This is a genomic window from Halomonas sp. 3A7M, assembly GCF_014897875.1.
Taxonomy (GTDB): domain Bacteria; phylum Pseudomonadota; class Gammaproteobacteria; order Pseudomonadales; family Halomonadaceae; genus Vreelandella.
In genome coordinates this window covers 16,433-36,322 of the sequence record NZ_JABUZD010000078.1, presented here as the reverse complement: position 1 = coordinate 36,322, position 19,890 = coordinate 16,433, and the positions used below count along the sequence as shown (strand labels likewise).

Sequence of the window (19,890 nt, the reverse complement as noted above, 5' to 3'; positions counted from 1 at the left end):
GTTGTTCTACCTTTACCCGCCACCTAGAATAGCTGCCGTCGGTGTTCCTCACGGAACTTAATAGAGAATCCGCTGCGGCTTAGCCGCGAAACGGAACTGCCCCCGCAACTGTAGGCGGTTAGCGATGCTCAATGAGCCACTGGACGTATTGTCTGGGAAGGCGAGCTAGCCATGACCCGTCAGTCAGGAGACCTGCCGACCATGTTAATTAATCGAGCGAGACAGTTCGGCCAGATATTTTTTCTGGCTGTACGCATCGCTCATCATGCACGGGAGTGTACATGATGTTGAGATTGACCACGGCGGTGGCTGCCAGTGTTGTAAGCCTTGGGCAGACGGCTCACGCCGCTACCGATTACCCCCTCACGCTCACCAGTTGCGGACACGAGATTACTCTAGAACAAACGCCAGAAAGCGTAGTGAGTATTGGCCAAGCCCCCACAGAAATGCTCTACCTACTGGGTCTTGCCGATAACGTCGCTGGCACCGCCCTATGGATAAGCCCGGTACTGGAAGAGTTTAGCGAGATAGATGCCGACGTTAAGCGGCTTTCAGACAACGCCCCCAGCTATGAAAGTGTTATCGCCCAACAGCCTGATTTAGTGGTCTCAGCCTATGAATGGATGATCGGCCCCGCGGGCATGGTAGGCACTACCGACATGTTTGATGACGCGGGTGTCCCTGTCTGGACCCTACCCACCGACTGCGTAGGTAAACAAAATAGCCAAAGCATCGATGGCACCCGCACCGCCCTTTTCGATACCGAAACGCTCTACGAGAGCATTGCCACGCTAGCGTATATCTTTGACGTCACCGAACGCGGTGAAGAGGTCATCGCTGACCTTCGTACACGTGAAGCAGCTTCCGTGGCGAAGGCCGAACAACTCGATTTACCCGATGACCTTAGCGGTGTCTTCTGGTACTCCTCTGCCGATCTCAGCATTGACCCTTATGTAGCAGGCATCAACAGCGTACCGGGCTGGATGATGTCTACGCTGGGTATTCGCAATGTAGTGACCTCTGAGGAAGAATGGCCCACCGTTGGCTGGGAAACCATCGTCCGCAGCAACCCTACCTTTATTGTTGCGGCCAAAATGGAGCGACGCCGGTTTCCAGCCGACGATATTGCGCTTAAACGCGAATTCCTCTTCACCGACCCCGTCACCAGTATCACTGAAGCCGTGGAGAATGATCGCATCATTGAAATTGATGCCCACGCAATGGATCCATCAGTTCGCTCAATCTTTGCGCTGGAAACCCTTGCCGACAAGCTAGCTGACTTCAACCTGTCAGAATGATACGTGCTGCTGCGCACCAGTCACCTCGACGCTCGGATTGTTCCTGGCTCCTTGGGTGATGCGCCGCTAATTACGCCTCAACGGGTCTAATTATAATGAAGTTACTACTAAGAACTGGCTTACTACTTCGCTTTTTAACACTCAGCCTTTTAACGACTGGCTTTTTACCGCTAGCCGCGTTGGCCGAGACACACTCTCCTCAAATCCATACTGTCGAGATGCTTCACCGCAACGATAGTGGCCCACTGCCTTTTTCACCTAGCTATCTGGTTATCCAACCGGGGGATAGCGTGAAGTTTCTGGCCACTAACGCAGGGCATAATGCGGCCACAATTGCAGGAATGGTGCCGGAAGGTGGAGAAGCCTTCGTCGGCAATATTAACGAGGAAATAGAGGTAACGCTGAACGAAGAAGGCATCTGGGGCATCAAGTGTTCACCGCACTACACCATGGGCATGGTGATGCTGATCCAGGTGGGAGGTACCGCCGCCACCGAAAGCGACCTACCCGACAACCTCCCGCCAGCCGCACGACAACGCTTTTTAGATATTTTGTCTAAAAACGGCTGATACAGGAAAGTGCTCTTCGTTTAGATTAATAAAATGATATAACATTGCAAATTATTAAAATTTATCTTTTGTAGGATTCCGAAATGAAGCATGTATGTTACTCACTGATAGCCGCATCGCTGCTGCCCGCCTCATTCGCACTGGCCAGTGACACTACTTACCCAGTGAACTTGACCAACTGCGGCGTAGAGATAAGTGTGGCGTCGCCACCCGAGCAAACGGTAACGGTGGGTCAATCGGCCACAGAGATCCTTTACTCACTAGGGCTCGCTGATAGCGTGGTTGGTACCTCAGTCTGGTTTAATCCGGTCTTGCCGCAATTTACTGAGGTCAATGAACAGATCGAGCGGATCGCCAACGATGACCCCAGCTTCGAAGCCGTGGTCAACAAGCGCCCGGACTTAGTTGCGGTGCAATACGAGTGGCACGTGGGGCCTACCGGGAGCGTGGCCAGCCGAGATCAGTTCCATGAACTAGGTATCGCCACCTACATCATGCCCGCCGATTGCGACACCAAGGATAACTCTACCGGTGGCGATGGTACCCGCACCGCCGCTTTCTCGACGGAATCGATCTATAAAGGAATCACCGAGCTAGCCGAAATCTACGATGTTCAAGACGCTGGTGAAGCCCTGGTGGCAGACCTGAACGCCCGTGAAGAACACGCTATCAACCTAGCAAGCAGCCTTGATTTGCCGGAAGACCTGTCGGCAGTATTTTGGTTTTCATCAACGGATCTGGGGGTTAGCCCTTTCGTTGCCGGCCAACTGGGCGCACCGGGCTATATGATGGACAAACTGGGCATTCGCAATGTCATTGAGTCTGATGAAGAGTGGCCCACCGTTGGCTGGGAAAGCATCGCCAAGGCTGACCCCGATGTGATTGTTATCGCCGCCATGGATCGTCGCCGTTTTCCTGCTGACGACATCGAAGCAAAGCGTGAGTTTCTGCACAATGACCCGGTTACCAGCGAAATGACGGCGGTTAGAAATAACCGCATCGTAGAGATGGACGCCCATGCCATGAGTGCCACTATGCGCAGCATTTACGGCCTTGAGTCACTAGCCGAGGCGCTATCGACGATGTCTTTCAACTGATATGGCTTTTTACGAATGAGCATAGCGCTATCACGGCCCATAACTAAGCGCTTCGGGTTGCGCTGGCTTTGGGTGACGCCTCTTGTGCTGGTGGCCGCACTCATCGCGGGCACCGCCATCGGCGAGACATCTATTCCCGTTGATACGATACTCAAAGTGCTCGCCAATCAACTACTTGGCGCGGACTATCCAGTTGACCGAATCGACGAGGGTATTATCTGGAACTACCGCCTCAGTCGCGCCGTCGTTGCCGCTTGCTGTGGCACCAGCTTGGCGTTGGCGGGAGTGGTATTGCAGGCCCTGCTGCGTAATCCACTAGCCGACCCCTATTTAATGGGCATTTCTGCTGGAGCATCTACGGGTGCCGTTGCGGTGGCGGTTGCTGGGTTAGGCGCTGGCATGCTGTCGTTATCGTTGGGTGCTTTCGCTGGTGCCCTCCTCGCCTTTGGCATCGTAGTAATGCTCGCCCATGCGGCCAACAGCGGTGTTGGCGGTGGGCGTGGTGTTCAGGCAGCAGGAGCAATTATTCTGGCGGGGATTGCTGGCTCACAGCTGTTTAATGCCCTAACCGCATTTATCATTACCAAGTCAGCAAGTGCTGAACAGGCGCGGGGCATTATGTTTTGGCTGATGGGCAATCTCTCTGGGGTGCGCTGGGCTGATGCTACCCTAGCGGTGCCTGCTGCGCTGTTCGGGCTAGTGGTTTGCCTATGGCACCGGCGTTCCCTGGATGCGTTTACCTTCGGGGCCGATAGCGCCGCGTCGATGGGCATTGCTGTGCGCCCGGTGCGCGGCATGCTGATTATCGCGATGGCGCTGGTCACTGCGGTAATGGTTTCCATCGTAGGAGCGATTGGCTTTGTTGGCTTAGTGATTCCCCATGCGATGCGCTTTATTGTCGGCAGCCAACACACGCGTTTGATACCCGCCACCGCGCTTGCTGGCGCGGTATTTTTAATCGGTTCAGATATTCTTTCGCGCACTCTAGTGTCTGGTCAGGTGCTTCCAATCGGGGTGATTACATCACTGATCGGCGCGCCCGCTTTTGCGCTTATTCTTGTCCGTGGCAAGAGGCATTAATGCAATTATCCGCAGAACAACTCACCTGGGCGATACATGGCACGCCACTGGTCATTGACGTCAACCTCACAGTCGAGCCCGGTCAGACCTTTGGTCTGGTGGGGCCCAACGGCTCGGGAAAAACGTCCCTGCTGCGTCTGCTGGCCGGTTTGAACAAACCAAAGACAGGCCAGGTGCGGATTGATAACCAGCCTTTGCACGCCCTCAAACAACGGACTATCGCTCAATCTATTGCCTTGGTTGAGCAACAGGCTGACACCACTGATAGAATTACCGTGCGCCAAGTGGTCGCGCTAGGTCGCACGCCTTTTCTTTCCGCCTTACGCGCCTGGTCAATTGAAGATGATGCCATCGTGGCTAAAGCGCTGATAGATGTTGATATGGCGCATATGGCAGACCGGCTTTGGCATACACTTTCTGGCGGTGAGCGCCAGCGCGTGCATATTGCTCGGGCATTGGCCCAACAGCCTAAGATCCTGCTGCTGGATGAACCCACCAACCATCTGGATATTCGCCACCAGCTGTCGATTCTTGAACTGGTCAGGCAACTGCCGATTACGGTGATTATTTCCCTGCACGACCTTAACCAAGCCATGGAGTGCGACCGCATTGGCGTTATGGATAGCGGCCGCCTGATCGATAGTGGCCCACCCCACGACGTGCTCACCGCCAGTAGGCTACAACAGACCTTTGGTGTGCATGCCCATGTGATCGATGACCCTGTCGATGGCAAGCAGGTCATGCGTTTTCGCAATGCTGTTTAGGCTCTATCTGTATCGCCTAGTCAGCCTGAAGTAAGTATATCCATGCTGGCATCACCCTTTTATCGGCACAAACACCGGTGCGCCTTCGACCTCGACCACTGCCAGCCGTTGATGATTAAGACGTTCTAATGCGCTAGGCTCCGGCATGGTGGGCCGCATCACGACAGGCCGGGCGCAGGTACCTGAGCTGCTGCTTGCCACAGAAGACATCACGGCCGCGGACCAACCTGCCGAGCGAAGGGCATCGGATTTAGCCTTACCGGCTGCTAGGGCTTCCCATTCCCTCCTAGATCAGTACCACCTCAAAGTGGTTCCCCAGCGCGTCTTGACTATCAACCGGGATGGTGTGCACCTGCTCCTGGATCGGTGTGCTGCTGTCATCGGTGTCTCCCCCCACCTTGGTCATCATGCTAGACATTAGTCTAAACACCATTGAGTTGCTCTAGGTGAGAGGCTACGCTCAGCTAAATGTTGACGTCAACATTAACAACAGAGCAACATCACTGATGTCACTTCACACTTAGCTCAAGAACATGCTTCGAGCCGAAGTGATCACTAATGGGTAATTAAAAGGAGAAAGTGTGATGAAAAATAATTTGTCTGGCAAGGTAGCTGCCGTCACCGGCGCGGCGTCGGGGATCGGACTTGCCACAGTAAAGGCGATGATTGCATCAGGTGCCCGCGTGGTACTGGTCGACCGCGATGAAGCCGCTCTGATGGCGATCTGCGATGAGCTCGGCGATGCGGCGATTCCTCTGGTCATCGACCTACTGGACCCCAAGGACTGCGCAACGCTTCTGTCGCAAATCCTGGAAAAGGCTGGTCAGCTCGATATTTTCCACGCCAATGCCGGCAGTTATATCGGGGGTGACTTGATTGATGCCGACCCGGACGCCATCGACCGAATGGTCAGTCTTAACGTCAGTGTCGTGATGAAAAACGTCCATAATGTCCTGCCACATATGATTGAACGCGGAACCGGCGACATCATGGTAACAAGCTCGGTTGCCGGGCATTTTCCTGTTCATTGGGAGCCGGTCTACGCTTCCTCCAAGTGGGCCATGACCAACTTCGTCCAAACAGTACGCCGCCAGGTTCTGAAACATGGTATCCGTGTTGCTTCAGTCTCTCCCGGCCCTGTTAACAGCGCCTTACTGGCCGACTGGCCGGAAGAAAATCTGCGTAAGGCGAAGGAGTCAGGCAGCATTATTGAACCTACGGATGTGTCGGATGCAATTATGTATATTCTGACTCGCCCACGCAATGTGACGATTCGTGACATGGTGGTTCTGCCCAGCAACTTTGATATGTAATTAGCAAAAAATGCCACAAATAAAAGAAGGGTCAGTAGACATTGGTATGAAGTCTATTGATTTATAGCCCAGATCCTTCTAGCTTCTAAAATGTTGACGTTAACATTAAGAGGGACGTCAACGCTTTGCCAAGTAATGCTTACACGACAACAAAATCTGGAATTAACCATGAAAATTAGTGATATCACAGCACCGTTTCGCAAAACCGCTATTGCCGCCGCCAGCGCTACTATCCTCGCAGCAGGCACTGCTTCAGCCGATGAGCATAACCTGACCATTGGCATGTCCTTTCAGGAACTCAACAACGAGTACTTCGTGACCATGCAAAGGGCGCTCGAAAGTGCCGCTAAAAGCATCGGTGCTGAGGTGATTACCACCGACGCCCGCCATGATGTCGCCAAGCAGGTCAGCGATGTTGAGGATATGATTCAACGCGGCATCGACATTCTGCTGTTGAATCCCGCCGACTCTGTAGGTGTTGAAACCGCGGTACTCGCCGCCAAAGAAGCAGGCGTCACGACGGTCGCAATCGATGCGCAGGCCAACGGACCGGTAGACGGGTTCGTCGGTTCAAAAAACTATGATGCCGGCTATAAGGCATGCGACTACCTGGCCGAACAGCTCGGTGGCGAAGGGCAGGTCGCTTTACTGGATGGCATTCCAGTCGTACCGATTCTTCAGCGCATCGAAGGTTGCACCGCTTCGCTGGACGAGCATGACGGCATCGAGATTGTCACCAAGCAGAATGGCCGCCAGGAACGTACCCATGCGATGACTGTGACCGAGAACATTATTCAGGCAAACCCGGACCTGGATGGAATCTTTAGTGTAAACGACATTGGTTCCCTCGGCGCCCTTATCGCCATCGAGGCAAGCGGCAAGGATATCAAGCTGGTCAGTGTTGATGGACACCCCGAGGCCATTGCCGAGATTCAGAAAGACAACTCACCTTTTATCGCCACTTCAGCTCAGTATCCTGCCGACATGGTACGTGTAGGGCTCGGCCTGGCATTAGCCAAGCAATGGGGAGCTAGCACTGCACCCGCTGAAATCCCCATCGACATTGAACTGATCGATCGCGACAAAGCTGCCGACTTCAGCTGGTAACCCCCTACCACAGACGCTGACAACGTGTGCCACCTCAGGTGGCACACGAGGGTAACCTCATGACTCCATTACTATCCCTAAGGCACATTTCGAAGTCTTTCCCCGGGGTTAAGGCTTTGCAGGATGTGTCGCTTGATGTCCACGCTGGCGAGGTGCACGCCCTGCTCGGCGAGAACGGGGCTGGCAAGTCAACGTTAATGAAGATTCTCTGTGGCATATACCGACAAGATGAAGGAGATATCATCATTGATGGAAAGACATGTGATTTTCACGGCTATCAAGATGCTCTCGATGCTGGGATCGGTATCATTTTCCAAGAATTCAGTCTGATTCCCGACCTTGATGCCGTAGACAATATCTTCCTCGGTCGAGAAAAGCGCAATCGATTAGGCCTGCGCGATCGACGTAGAATGATAGTCGAAGCGCAGCATCTGTTCGACCGTCTCAAGGTCACGATTCCACTGGACTGCCCTATCGCTGAACTGAGCGTCGCTGACCAGCAGTTCATCGAGATCGCCAAGGCCTTGTCACTGGATGCACGCATTCTGGTACTCGATGAGCCCACCGCGACGCTGACGCCCAGTGAGGCTGATCACCTGTTTACCATCATGCGCGAGCTACGCAAACAAAAGGTCGGCATGGTGTTCATCTCCCATCATATGGAAGAAATCTTCACCATCTGCGATCACGTCACCGTAATGCGCGATGGAGAGAAGGTTGACGACTGCGATACCGCTTCCACGACCCCCGACGAACTGATCGAAAAGATGGTCGGTCGTCGAGTCGAAAATCTCTTCCCTGAACGCCGCTGCGATGCAGACTACGCCGATGTGGTTCTGGATATTGAGGCCTTGCGTATCGACGCGGATGGCCCTGAGTATTCACTGAAGCTCTACCGTGGAGAGATACTAGGCTTTGCCGGGTTGGTCGGTTCCGGTCGTACTGAGCTGGCCATGGGGCTGATCGGTGCGACACGCCCTATGCATGCAACCGTCCGTTTGGAGGGGCAACCGGTAAAGCTTCGTCATCCCGCCACCGCCCTCAAACAGGGTATCGGACTGCTACCCGAAAGCCGCAAAACCCAGGGGCTGATTCTACCCTTCTCGTGCCGCGACAACATATCCCTGAATAACCTGACGCAGTTTCAAGGCACTTTACCGCTGATTAAACGCCGCAAGGAATCCAGTGCAGCTGCTGACCTTATGGCATCGGTGCGTGTCAAGGCCCCCAGTCCCGAAACGCCAGTCGGTAACCTTAGCGGCGGCAATCAGCAAAAAGTAGTGATCGCCCGCTGGCTAGGACATCAATGTAAAGTACTGATTTTTGATGAACCGACCCGCGGTATCGATGTTGGCGCCAAGTCGGAAATCTACGCGTTGATGAAAGAGCTCACCGCGCAGGGCGTATCGATCATCATGATTTCTTCAGAGCTACCGGAAATTCTCGGCTTGTGTGACCGCGTCGAGGTCTTTTATCAGGGTGAAATCGCTGCTGAACTCGAAGGCGACGCTCTCACCTCACAATCTATCATGCATCATGCTACGGGGGGACTCAGCGCATGAGCCAGCTCGCCTCTACTAACAACAACACCCAACGTCAGTCACTCAAGGTACGGCTGGCCCGTTGGCGCCGTACTCCAGTCTTTTATCCTCTGATTGGTTTCATTGTCGTATTCATCGCGATGTCGTTGATCAATGACAACTTCCTGACAGGAAGTAACATGGCCAACCTGGTTCGTCAGTCATCCATCATCGCCATCATTGCGGTAGGTATGAGCCTAGCCATTCTCACCGGCGGCATTGATCTCTCGGTAGGCCCAGTGATGGCTCTATCGGGAACTGTCATGGCAGGCTTAATGGTCGCAGGTGTTCCTCCCTCACTGGCTATCATACTTGGGCTGCTTGTAGGTGCTGCCTTCGGGGCTTTCAATGGCGTCTTCGTAGCCTTCGCCGGGATGCCTCCGATTATCGTCACTCTGGCAACCATGGGTATCGCTCGCGGGCTTGGCCTGATCTATACCGGTGGCTACCCGATTTCCGGTTTGCCAGATAGTTTTGCGTTTTTCGGTCGTGGCAGTCTGGCCGGCATTGAGATGCCCATATTAATCATGATCGCAGTCTATGCCCTGGGCTATGTTCTGCTAAGCCACACGGCAACCGGCCGCTACCTTTATGCCATCGGCGGCAACGAAGAGGCTACCCGTCTGTCCGGCATTCGCGTATCGCGCTACAAGCTTCTGGTCTACACCCTGAGCGGTACCACCGCCGCGATCGCGGGCTTGATTCTTACCTCTCGCCTGATGAGCGGCCAACCCAACGCCGGTGTCGGTTTCGAGCTTGATGCTATCGCTGCTGTCGTACTGGGGGGCGCTGCCATCACCGGAGGACGAGGCATGATTCTCGGCACTATGGTTGGTGCCATGTTGCTCGGCGTACTCAACAACGGGCTGAACCTGATGGGCGTATCACCCTATCTTCAGACCGTTATCAAAGGCTTGATCATTCTGCTGGCGATATACATCAGCCGCAAACGCACTCCCTGAGCGCTGACACACTCTTCAGCGTAAGCCAGCAACGCGCTGAAAGAAGGAGAACCGTATGCAAACCGTCATCGGGATCGATATCGGCACCCAGAGCACTAAGGCCATGGTGCTTGATCAGGAAGGCCAGATTCTGGCCGAGCATAGCCAAGGTTACCGAGTCAACACGCCTCGCCCACTCTGGGCTGAGCAGTGGCCAGAGATATGGTGGGACGCTGTCCTCAATTGCCTGAACGCCTGCCTTAATGCCCCTGGCATTAACTCTCGGGACGTCAAGGGGCTTTGTGTCAGTAGCCTTTACGGTGGCTCAGGCATCCCCGTCGACAACGATATCAGGCCACTACACCCCTGCCTGATATGGATGGACCGCCGCGCAGATGCTCAGGTTCAATGGGTGAAGGAGCACATCGACCTCACTCAGCTTGGCACCATTACCGGCAACGGAGTAGACAGCTACTACGGTTTCACCAAAATGATGTGGCTTAAAGCGGAACGTCCTGATATCTGGAAGCAGACCCGTTATCTGCTTCCGCCCAATAGCTACATTAACTATCTTCTGAGTGGTGAGATAGCCATTGACCACAGTTCGGCTGGCAATATCGGCGGCATTTATGACCTAGAGAAACGGGACTGGTCAACAGAAATGCTTGAGGCCTTGGATATTGAACGCAACAAACTGCCGGACAGGCTGGTGGATTCGGCGACCCCAGTTGGCGGGCTTCTGCCGTCAATCGCCGATTTAACAGGTCTATGTGAAGGAATTCCGGTGATTGCCGGTGGTGTCGATGCAGCAATGGCCACGTTGGCAGCCGGGGCGACCCGTCCAGGCAATCATGTCGCCATGATCGGCACCAGCATGTGCTGGGGAGTGATCAATCGACACGTCGACGCCAGCCATGGGCTGATCAGCATGCCTCACGTGCTGAACAGTGATAGAGATCTGTACATTTTCGGCGGTGCTCTCACCGCTGGAGCCTCAGTTAGCTGGTATGTTGACACCTTCTGCGGCGAGGACAGGGCCGAAGCCGGTGAGAGCAGCAGCGCCTTCGAACGTCTTGAACCTGCCGCACATGAGCTTTCTCCGGGGGCCAATGGACTACTCTTCCTGCCCTACTTGATGGGCGAGCGAAGCCCTGTATGGGATGCCCAGGCCAGCGCTGGTTTCATCGGGCTCAGCCTTTATCACCAACGTCATCACCTGTATCGCGCAGTGCTGGAAGGCGTCACCTTCGCTTTGCGGCACAACATGGAGGCGGTCACCCGCCAGGGTGTGGCCCTTGATGACCACTTGATCGTGGTGGGCGGCGCTACGCATTCGAATCTGTGGATGCAGATTATCGCGGATGTGATCGGCATGCCGGTTTACACCTACCAGGAGAACGTAGAAGCGGCTCTTGGCGCCGCCCTTCTGGCAGGACAGGCCACGGGATTACTCGATCTCACTCGCCCTCTGGAGCATGGCACTTTAATCAAGCGGGCAGAGCCTTGCGAGACAGCGGCAAAGAGTTATAACGAGCTTTTCTCACTTTACTGCCAACTTTATCCCACTCTAAAGCCAATCATGCACCGCCTTAGTGCCCTTCCTACATCGTCGAGCGAGTGACTTAAAAAATGAACTTTGAACTCCACAACCAATGCATTCTTGTCACAGGAGCGACGAGTGGCATCGGTTTAGATATCGCCCGTACGCTTGCCGAGCTGGGGGCTAATCTGGTGCTGATGGGACGCAATCAGGACAAACTCACCGAACTTGAACAGTCGCTAGGAGCACGTGTCCTGGCTATCGACATTACCGATGAGGAGGCAGTCAACACGGCCTTCACTGATATGCCTGTTCTCGATGGTCTGGTTAACTGCGCCGGGGTCTCGATTCTTGACGAGGTCCTGGACGTAAAAGCGGCGGATCTTGAACGGATCATGGCCACTAATGTCACCGCCAGTGCCGTACTGGCGCGGGAAGCGGCACGCCATATGATTGCGCATGGCCGCCAGGGCAGCATCGTCAATGTCTCAAGCCAGGCAGCTATGGCGGCCCTGCCTGGCCATCTTGGCTACTGCGCATCCAAGGCGGCGATGGATGCCATGACTCGTGTGCTCTGCCTTGAGCTTGGCCCCAAAGGCATCCGCGTTAATAGTGTCAATCCTACGGTGACATTGACTCCTATGGCCGAACGTGCCTGGGCTGACCCCGCCAAACGGGACCCGATGCTGGCAGCGATTCCTCTGGGACGATTTGCTACTCCGCGTGAAGTTGCCTTGCCGGTAGCCTTCCTCCTGAGCCCAGCGGCATCGATGATTAGCGGTGCCTGCCTGCCGATTGATGGCGGTTTCACATCTCATTAGTGCTGGTGTTTAGTACTGGTGTTTTATTGATAAGGAGCCTGATATGTACATTGGTGTGGATTGTGGCACTCAAAGTACCAAGGTAGTCGTGGTCGATGTTGACGCCGGAAGCATTCTTGGCGAGGCAAGCCGACCACACACACTGCACGAGGAGGCTAATGGCCGCCGTGAGCAGGACCCGGCCGACTGGCAGGAAGCCTTCCGAGGTGCCTTCACTGATGCCGTGGCCTCTGCAGGCATCAGTGCCCGCACAATCCGTGCCATTGGTATCTCTGGCCAGCAACACGGTTTAGTCGCTCTGGACGCAGCGGGGGAACCGGTGTATCCCGCGAAACTTTGGTGCGATACCGAGACCGCAGCCCACAACACTGCCCTGGTTGAGCGCCTGGGGGGCGAACAAGGTTGCCTTGAAAAACTGGGGCTGGTGCTGCAGACCGGCTATACCGCCTCCAAACTGGCCTGGTTACGTGACACTCAGCCCGAGGCCTATCGGCGCATCGATTGTCTGCTTCTGCCACACGACTACCTTAATTTCTGGTTAACCGGTGAGCGAGTTTCCGAGGTTGGCGACGCGTCAGGGACAGGCTACTTCGATACCCGTTCCCGTCGCTGGCGTTTGGACGTTCTGGCTGAGATTGCGCCAGAGCTTGATCCAGCGCGAGTGCTACCACGACTAGTCGAATCTCACCAACCAGCCGGAACCGTCCGTCTCGAGCTTGCCCACGAGTTGGGGCTGGCCGAGGACGTTGTGGTCTCCAGCGGCGGCGGTGACAACATGCTCGGCGCCATCGGCACCGGCAATATTGCGCCAGGTCTCGTGACCTTGAGCCTTGGCACCTCAGGGACGGTGTGCGCCTATTCTGACGTCCCGGTGATCGCCGACAACGCCATGGTTGCCAATTTCTGCGCCAGCAGCGGCGGTTGGCTGCCATTGATCTGCACCATGAACGTGACCTCGGCCACCACCCTGGTACGGGAACTGTTCGGCCTCGACCTGGAAACCTTTAACGAGCGCCTGGCCACCGTACCTATCGGTGCCGAGGGTGTGACCGTTTTGCCCTTCTTCAACGGCGAGAGGGTTCCGTCGCTCCCTCAGGCCAATGGCAGCTTTTTAGGCCTGACAAGCATCAACACCACACAGGCAAATCTGTGCCGAGCCGTCGTCGAAGGTGCCACTTTTGGCTTGCGATATGGTCTTGAGCTATTTGGCAAACTCGCCGAGAGCACCAACCAGATTCGCCTGATTGGTGGCGGAGCCAAAAGCCCGGCATGGCGTCAAATGATCGCAGATATTACAGGCACCCCAGTGATATGCCCGATGATTACCGATGCCGCCGCGCTCGGCGCAGCACTGCAAGCGGCATGGTGCGCTAATTACCCCGACACCTCACTTGAGGATCTTTGCGCCCGGTTAGTACTTCTTGACGAAGACTCACGCGCCGACCCTATACCGGAGCATGTTGCCGCCTATGAACACGCTTATGCCCGCTACCGTCAGGCCCTGGCCAGTCATTATGAATAAACTTCGCCAATGTCTGTGCCTGATCCAACCAATGACTCAATTGAGAGAGATTCCATGACATATCAGCTCGACGCCCTTCGTCAGAACTCCATGGTAGTCGCCGACACCGGTGACCTTGAGGCCATTAAGCGCTATCAACCTCACGATGCCACCACGAATCCCTCACTTCTTCTCAAGGCTTTTGAGCTACCAGGCTATCAAGTGCTAATCGATCAGGAACTTGCTGCCGTCAAGGCCGAAGCCAGCGACCGGCAGAAAGAACTTGCAGTGGATCGTCTCGCCGTTGCCATGGGCAGTGAAATTGCCGGGCTGGTACCTGGTCGCGTCTCGACTGAGGTGGCCGCCAAGCTGTCCTTCGATAGCCAGGCCAGCATCCGCAAGGCTCACGAGCTAATCGACATGTATCAACGTCGCGGTGTACCTAAGGACAGAGTGTTAATCAAACTGGCATCTACCTGGGAAGGTATTCGTGCTGCCGAGGTACTGGAGAAGGAAGGCATTAACTGCAATCTGACACTGCTCTTCAGCGATGCCCAGGCTCAGGCCTGCTTCGATGCTGGTGTCTTTCTGGTCTCGCCCTTTGTGGGTCGCGTAACCGACTGGTACAAAAAAGAGACCGGTCAGACGTTCACTCCCGATAGCGACCCCGGCGTACAGTTCGTTCGCGGCGTCTGTGAACGGGTTAATCAAGGCGGCTACGATACCGTGGTAATGGGAGCAAGCTTCCGCACCACCGATCAGGTGCTAGCTCTTGCTGGCTGCCCTCGGTTGACCATTTCGCCGGCATTGCTTGAGGAACTAGCCAACACGCCGGGAGACGTGAAGCCCAAGGTACTGATGACACGTAACGGTGGTCCACGGCCAAGATCCCTCAGCGAGCCTGCCTTCCGTTGGGGCCACAATCAGAATGCCATGGCGAATGATAAGCTGGCCGAAGGCATTCAGCGTTTCGCAAGTGATCAGGTAAGTCTTGAAGAGAAAATCGTCGACCGCTTAGCAACACTCTGACCGCCCCTCTGGTCTAGCGTTGATTGAATAGCAAACCTAAACATTATCAGGAAATCTCATGCCGTCACGCTTTGAACTGGCGAATGCTATTCGCGCCCTGTCCATGGATGCCGTCCAGAAGGCTAACTCCGGCCACCCTGGAGCTCCCTTAGGCATGGCCGACATCGCTGAGGTACTGTGGAACGACTACCTCAAACATAATCCGGTTAACCCACACTGGTTCGACCGGGACCGTTTCGTGCTCTCCAACGGGCACGGATCCATGCTGCTGTATTCTTTACTCCACCTGACCGGCTATGCGCTTGACGTAGAGGATTTGCAAAACTTTCGCCAGCTGCATTCACGCACCCCGGGACATCCAGAACTTGGCTATACGCCAGGAGTCGAAACGACCACTGGCCCACTGGGTCAGGGGCTTGCCAATGCCGTGGGCATGGCACTGGCAGAGCGCACCCTGGGTGCCCAATTCAATCGGCCTGGTCATACCATTGTTGACCACCACACATACTGCTTCGTTGGCGACGGTTGCCTGATGGAGGGTATCTCTCACGAAGTCAGCTCTCTTGCCGGTACTCAAAAGCTAGGCAAGCTGATCGTGTTCTACGATGACAATGGTATTTCTATCGATGGCCAGGTCAAAGGCTGGTTCACCGACGATACAGCAAAACGTTTCGAATCTTACGGCTGGCACGTCGTGCATGAGGTCGACGGCCACGATCCCGTAGCAGTCAAAGCTGCCATTGAGCTTGCGCACCACGATGACCGGCCCAGCATGATCATTTGCCGTACCATCATCGGCTTCGGTGCGCCTAACAAGCAGGGAAAAGAGGAATCTCACGGGGCCGCGCTGGGGGAAGATGAGGTCGCCGCAACCAGGCAGCAACTCGGCTGGCCTCATCCTCCTTTCCATATCCCAGATACTATTTACCAAAGCTGGGATGCCCGCGACCGCGGCGCACAGCTGGAGAGCAGCTGGGAAAACCGTTTTGCTGAATATGCAAAGGCCTACCCAGCACTAGCCCATGAGTTTCAGCGCCGTCAGAAGGCCCACCTGCCAGCGTCTCTGACCAGCGAGGCTATGATCGAGGAAGCTCAGGCCAAAGGTGAGAACGTCGCGAGCCGCAAGGCATCACTCTCCCACCTTAACGCCTTGGGCCCGCAGCTACCCGAGCTGCTTGGCGGCAGCGCAGATCTGGCACCCTCCAACCTGACGTTCTGGGAAGGGGCTCAAGCGATCAGCCCCGAGACACCAGACGGCAATTATCTGCACTACGGAGTTCGCGAGTTCGGTATGGGTGCCATTATGAATGGTATTGCGGTTCATGGCGGTTTCATCGCTTACGGCGCCACCTTCCTGATCTTCATGGAATACATGCGCAACAGCGTGCGTATGGCAGCGTTGATGAATAAACAGGCCATTTATATTTTCACCCACGACTCCATCGGCCTGGGTGAGGATGGTCCCACTCACCAACCGGTGGAACAGCTGACGACACTTCGCTCCACACCGAACTTATCCACTTGGCGGCCCTGTGACTCAGTCGAAACCGCCGCGGCCTGGAATGCTGCACTCAAACGCCACTCCGGCCCGACCGCGCTTGTACTATCCCGTCAGAGCCTGCCCCACCAGATGCGTAACCAGCAGCAGCTCACCAATATTCAGCGTGGTGGATACATACTAAAAGACTGTGAAGGCACGCCCGAAGCAATTCTGATAGGCACTGGCGCTGAATTAGACCTGGTCATGGGCGCCGCTGCCGAACTTGAACGCCAGAATCATGAAGTCCGTGTGGTATCCATGCCCTCCTGTGACACCTTCGACGCTCAGGACGCTATCTACCGGCAACGAGTGCTACCCGTAGAGGTTAGTGTCCGAGTCGCCGTAGAAGCCGGCCATAGAGATGTCTGGTACAAATATGTGGGGCTTGAAGGCCGTGTTGTCGGCATGTCCACCTTTGGTGAGTCAGGCAAGGCGGAAGACCTCTTCCCCCATTTCGGCTTCACGGTAAAACACATCGTAGATGAGGCCGTGGAAGCAATCCATACTGCACGCTGACAATCATCAACGTCATTTAGGGTATGAGGGTGGCGGAGATGACGACCTCACGGCCAGCAGCCGTGGGGTTCTTAGTCTGTTCGAAAAGCAGTCGAAAGGCCTCATGCCCCAACTGGTAGGTATCATGCGCAGCACAAGAGATCGACACATCGAAGATATCAGCGTAGGGAAGCCTATCGATGCCTACCACGAGAACATCGTCCTGAGATACGGATGCGTCATGTAGTGCTCGCATCGCTCCCAGTGTAATCAGTTGGTTGAAGCCAAATACGGCTTCGGGGAGTTTACTTATACGCAGGTATTCGGCCATATCACGATAGGCCGGCTGCATGGTGTAGTCTCCAGGGCGTTGCTCCAGAGTCAGGGGGATACCCGCTACCTCATAAGCTTCCTTTAGACCCGCGAGTCGATGTTGTGTGATGCGAGACTGACTTGGCCCCGTCAACGCCAGCACTCGCTGAATGCCTTTTTTCACCAGTAACTCGCCAAGCAACCTTCCCGAAAGATGGTTATCCAGCACCACACGACTGAAATCAGCCACATTCAGCGTTCGGTCCAGCATCACCACCGGCAAGTTGGCTTTACGCAAGCGTTCGAGATAAGCAGGGATATAACAGGCATCATCCGAGACAGGTGACAGAATGATACCGGCTACCTGATAACTGAGAAGAGTATCGATTGCGACTTCTTCAAGCTCCGGTGAGCCATCGGTATCAATCAGCATGATGGTGTAATCGTGCTCCTTGGCCGCACGGGAAATGGCCTTGATCACCTCACTGTAAAAAGGATTATCCACGCTGGCCGTGACCAGACCGATCAACTGATTCTTGTTACTTCGCAAATGGCTCGCGAAGGCATTCGGTACATAGCCCAGCTCCCTCGCAGCAGCCAGTATTTTCTCACGCGTCTCTGGCTTGACCTTGTCGGGTTTTTTCAAGGCGCGCGACACCGTCATGTTGGTCAGGCCTACGTGCCTAGCGATATCGGTTATGGTTACTTGGCTGCGCTTAGTCATGTACTACCCATCTATCGAGACTCTAAATTTATAGAATAACTGAAAAGCTCTAGGGAAACGCTGCACAAATACTGCCGTAGCTGCCTAAGCGTCACCGGTGGGATAAAATGTAGCTTTCCACCGTCGGGCTGGAGCGAATGTTACGGATTTACTTCTGGTGGGATGAGCTGGAGCAGTAAAGCTAACCTGAGAAATCAGTGGTTATACTAGGTTCGGTGGACGCTTCATCGTGGCTCGCGCGGAAACATCAACAGACTCTATATGAAAACTAATTGAAGTTGGTACGATCGCAGAGGCATTACCATCTATTTCTTTTCAAATGTAAGCCCCGAATGAATGAACACTGACCACTCACCAAATGCGCATCTTGCTAAATGGGAAAATGCTAGAAACCCTGTGGTGTCGATGTTTAAAGAGTACCCTGCGGGCCATCACATCCCTCCCCATCAACACCAGCGTGGACAGTTAATCTATGCCAGTACAGGTACGATGAGACTGTGTACCCGCGATGAATACTGGTTATTACCTCCGTTTCGTGGCGTATGGATGCCTCCTTATGTAGAACATGAAATGCGCGCCAGCACAGCGGTTTGTTTGCGGACGTTATATGTCAATGTCGAATCGTTCACCTTAAACCTGCCTAATCATCCAGTAGGAATAGGCGTCACTGCCCTTTTACGCGAGCTGCTGATCAGGGCCTCCTCTTTTTCAATCACCTATCATCCTGACAGTTTTGAAGAGCGCTTGTTACGGCTAGCATTAGAAGAGATGAAGCAGGCCTTCGAATGTGGATTAAAACTGCCCATGGGCAGAGATAAGCGTTTGAAAAAGATCTGCGATACGTTGCTGGAAAATCCGGGTGATGTGCGCTCACTGGCAAATTGGGCGAATGAGGTCGGAGCAACGACGCGGACACTATCCCGACTATTTCGCACTGAGACAGGTATTTCTTTTATTCAATGGCGAGAGCAGGTACGCATTGTAAGTGCCATGTCGGGGTTAAGCACCGGGCAACGCGTTAGCCAAGTTGCAGAGCATCTAGGATATGCTTCACAAGGGGCGTTTACCGTTATGTTCAAACGTGTCACGGGTAAATCTCCCCGAGAGTATTTAAACGATCTGTACTGTTCTCAAACAAAGTTGTCTCGCATGGAAGAATAGAATCCGCGTGAGATTGATATTGTTTCTCTACTTCTTGAAATAATCGGTAGAGGAATATGAAACGTTCACTAACGTCACTCACTGACCACTATTACGTTCTGATAATCGCATCTACATTCCTGCAAGGGTCTTCTTTTGTCAGCACGAAGCTCGTCATGGAACAGATGTCGCCGTTATGGGCAGCGTCTGCTCGCTTCCTGGTCGCAGCAGTATCTTTGTCGCCTTTTGTTTTTATCCAAATGCGCAGGCATAAAATAGCTATTAAAGACCTTCCTTGGGTAAAACTGTTAATAATTGGTAGTTTTCAAACAGCCGGCGTCATGTCGCTACTCAACATCGGGCTAACGGCGACTAGCTCATCAATAGCTGCCATTCTTATGGCCAGTAATCCTCTACTGGTGGTTGTCTTAGCATGGCTTATTTTAGGCGAGCGCTCCTCGACGCTTGCCTTATTCGGCTTAGCCTCTGCATTTATTGGAGTGGTTATTTGTATTGGGATCGACGTTGAAGGCTCCCACGGAGTCGGGCGTGGAGAAGTATTTGTGATGCTGGCATCTACCTGCTGGGCCTGTTCTACCGTGTTAAGTAAGAAATTTGCCATGACGCCCTCACCTTGGATAGTCACTTTCTGGCAGATGTTGATTGGCTCCCTGCTGCTTATGGTGATAGCTGCATTCAGCAAACAACCTTTTTCCCTGCCGACGGATACTTACCACTGGGGAATGTTTATGTGGCTAGCAATTCCCGCATCGACTGGGGCTATCGGGCTTTGGTTTGCGGCGTTAAAGATTGGCGGCTCCGTACATACAAGCGGCTTCTTGTTTCTGTGCCCACTGTTTGCCGCCCTGGTTGCATTTATATTGATCGGACAACACCCGGCATGGCACGAAGTGATTGGCGGGGTTTTGGTGGGCGCAGGCCTGTTTCTGATGTCCCGCCAGCGTCAACCAAACCAGCGACAGCAAAAACCAGAACCCCTGTTAGATGCCCGCTAACGTAGCAGCGAGCGCTAACTATT

At 54.3% G+C, this 19,890-nt stretch carries 19 protein-coding genes and 1 riboswitch; of the genes, 16 read left to right on the top strand and 3 right to left on the bottom strand.

Annotation, left to right across the window (positions count from 1 at the left end):
* The first annotated feature begins 22 nt into the window (after positions 1 to 22).
* Positions 23 to 214, top strand: a riboswitch (cobalamin riboswitch).
* A gap of 67 nt (positions 215 to 281) precedes the next feature.
* From INT19_RS07210 to INT19_RS07190, 5 genes are all read left to right on the top strand, one after another.
* Entirely contained in the window at positions 282 to 1,298 is a 1,017-nt protein-coding gene (locus INT19_RS07210; protein WP_226912414.1) for an ABC transporter substrate-binding protein, read from the top strand.
* Positions 1,299 to 1,393: 95 nt separating this feature from the next.
* Positions 1,394 to 1,867 (top strand): pseudoazurin, encoded by a 474-nt coding sequence (locus tag INT19_RS07205; protein ID WP_193060272.1) that lies wholly within the window; start codon positions 1,394 to 1,396, stop codon positions 1,865 to 1,867.
* 83 nt (positions 1,868 to 1,950) lie between these two features.
* Positions 1,951 to 2,964 carry an ABC transporter substrate-binding protein gene (locus INT19_RS07200; protein WP_193060271.1) on the top strand — a complete coding sequence of 338 codons (1,014 nt, stop codon included), beginning with the start codon at positions 1,951 to 1,953 and terminating at the stop codon, positions 2,962 to 2,964.
* Positions 2,965 to 2,979: 15 nt separating this feature from the next.
* Positions 2,980 to 4,044: a FecCD family ABC transporter permease gene (locus tag INT19_RS07195; protein WP_193060270.1), complete on the top strand. Its 1,065-nt coding sequence runs from the start codon at positions 2,980 to 2,982 to the stop codon at positions 4,042 to 4,044.
* On the top strand, positions 4,044 to 4,808 hold the full coding sequence (locus INT19_RS07190; RefSeq protein WP_193060269.1) for an ABC transporter ATP-binding protein: 765 nt from the start codon (positions 4,044 to 4,046) through the stop codon (positions 4,806 to 4,808). Before INT19_RS07195 ends, INT19_RS07190 begins: the two co-directional genes overlap by 1 nt.
* 51 nt (positions 4,809 to 4,859) lie before the next feature.
* On the opposite strand, the gene INT19_RS07185 is transcribed toward INT19_RS07190, so the two are convergent.
* Both INT19_RS07185 and INT19_RS19610 read right to left on the bottom strand, forming a co-directional pair.
* The gene (locus INT19_RS07185; protein WP_226924521.1) at positions 4,860 to 5,018 is read right to left on the bottom strand and encodes a hypothetical protein; all 159 of its coding nucleotides are present in this window, start codon (positions 5,016 to 5,018) and stop codon (positions 4,860 to 4,862) included.
* A 76-nt stretch (positions 5,019 to 5,094) separates the two neighbouring features.
* Entirely contained in the window at positions 5,095 to 5,226 is a 132-nt protein-coding gene (locus tag INT19_RS19610) for a hypothetical protein (protein WP_264299260.1), read from the bottom strand.
* 166 nt (positions 5,227 to 5,392) lie between these two features.
* Here INT19_RS19610 and INT19_RS07180 point away from each other — a divergent pair, with 166 nt between their 5' ends.
* From INT19_RS07180 to tkt, 9 genes are all read left to right on the top strand, one after another.
* Positions 5,393 to 6,121: an SDR family oxidoreductase gene (locus tag INT19_RS07180; protein WP_193060268.1), complete on the top strand. Its 729-nt coding sequence runs from the start codon at positions 5,393 to 5,395 to the stop codon at positions 6,119 to 6,121.
* 168 nt (positions 6,122 to 6,289) lie between these two features.
* Positions 6,290 to 7,228: an ABC transporter substrate-binding protein gene (locus INT19_RS07175; protein ID WP_193060267.1), complete on the top strand. Its 939-nt coding sequence runs from the start codon at positions 6,290 to 6,292 to the stop codon at positions 7,226 to 7,228.
* A gap of 59 nt (positions 7,229 to 7,287) precedes the next feature.
* Complete coding sequence (locus INT19_RS07170; protein WP_193060266.1) at positions 7,288 to 8,790, top strand: sugar ABC transporter ATP-binding protein; 1,503 nt, start codon at positions 7,288 to 7,290, stop codon at positions 8,788 to 8,790.
* Positions 8,787 to 9,770: an ABC transporter permease gene (locus INT19_RS07165; protein ID WP_193060265.1), complete on the top strand. Its 984-nt coding sequence runs from the start codon at positions 8,787 to 8,789 to the stop codon at positions 9,768 to 9,770. The genes INT19_RS07170 and INT19_RS07165 overlap by 4 nt, the downstream gene beginning before the upstream one ends.
* A 55-nt stretch (positions 9,771 to 9,825) precedes the next feature.
* Entirely contained in the window at positions 9,826 to 11,370 is a 1,545-nt protein-coding gene (locus tag INT19_RS07160; RefSeq protein ID WP_193060264.1) for an FGGY-family carbohydrate kinase, read from the top strand.
* An 8-nt stretch (positions 11,371 to 11,378) separates the two neighbouring features.
* Positions 11,379 to 12,110, top strand: coding sequence for an SDR family oxidoreductase (locus tag INT19_RS07155; protein WP_193060263.1), 732 nt, complete (start codon positions 11,379 to 11,381; stop codon positions 12,108 to 12,110).
* A gap of 43 nt (positions 12,111 to 12,153) precedes the next feature.
* Positions 12,154 to 13,632, top strand: a complete 1,479-nt coding sequence (xylB, locus tag INT19_RS07150; protein ID WP_193060262.1) for a xylulokinase — start codon at positions 12,154 to 12,156, stop codon at positions 13,630 to 13,632.
* Positions 13,633 to 13,686: 54 nt separating this feature from the next.
* Complete coding sequence (gene tal, locus INT19_RS07145) at positions 13,687 to 14,640, top strand: transaldolase (RefSeq protein ID WP_193060261.1); 954 nt, start codon at positions 13,687 to 13,689, stop codon at positions 14,638 to 14,640.
* A 58-nt stretch (positions 14,641 to 14,698) separates the two neighbouring features.
* Positions 14,699 to 16,696 carry a transketolase gene (gene tkt / locus INT19_RS07140; RefSeq protein WP_193060260.1) on the top strand — a complete coding sequence of 666 codons (1,998 nt, stop codon included), beginning with the start codon at positions 14,699 to 14,701 and terminating at the stop codon, positions 16,694 to 16,696.
* Positions 16,697 to 16,712: 16 nt separating this feature from the next.
* Here the strand turns inward: tkt and INT19_RS07135 are convergent, their stop codons facing one another.
* On the bottom strand, positions 16,713 to 17,711 hold the full coding sequence (locus INT19_RS07135; RefSeq protein ID WP_193060259.1) for a LacI family DNA-binding transcriptional regulator: 999 nt from the start codon (positions 17,709 to 17,711) through the stop codon (positions 16,713 to 16,715).
* A 336-nt stretch (positions 17,712 to 18,047) separates the two neighbouring features.
* On the opposite strand from INT19_RS07135, the gene INT19_RS07130 reads away from it, so the two are divergent.
* Both INT19_RS07130 and INT19_RS07125 read left to right on the top strand, forming a co-directional pair.
* The gene (locus INT19_RS07130; RefSeq protein ID WP_193060258.1) at positions 18,048 to 18,872 is read left to right on the top strand and encodes an AraC family transcriptional regulator; all 825 of its coding nucleotides are present in this window, start codon (positions 18,048 to 18,050) and stop codon (positions 18,870 to 18,872) included.
* Between the two features lie 56 nt (positions 18,873 to 18,928).
* Positions 18,929 to 19,867 (top strand): DMT family transporter, encoded by a 939-nt coding sequence (locus INT19_RS07125; RefSeq protein WP_193060257.1) that lies wholly within the window; start codon positions 18,929 to 18,931, stop codon positions 19,865 to 19,867.
* Positions 19,868 to 19,890 lie beyond the last annotated feature (23 nt).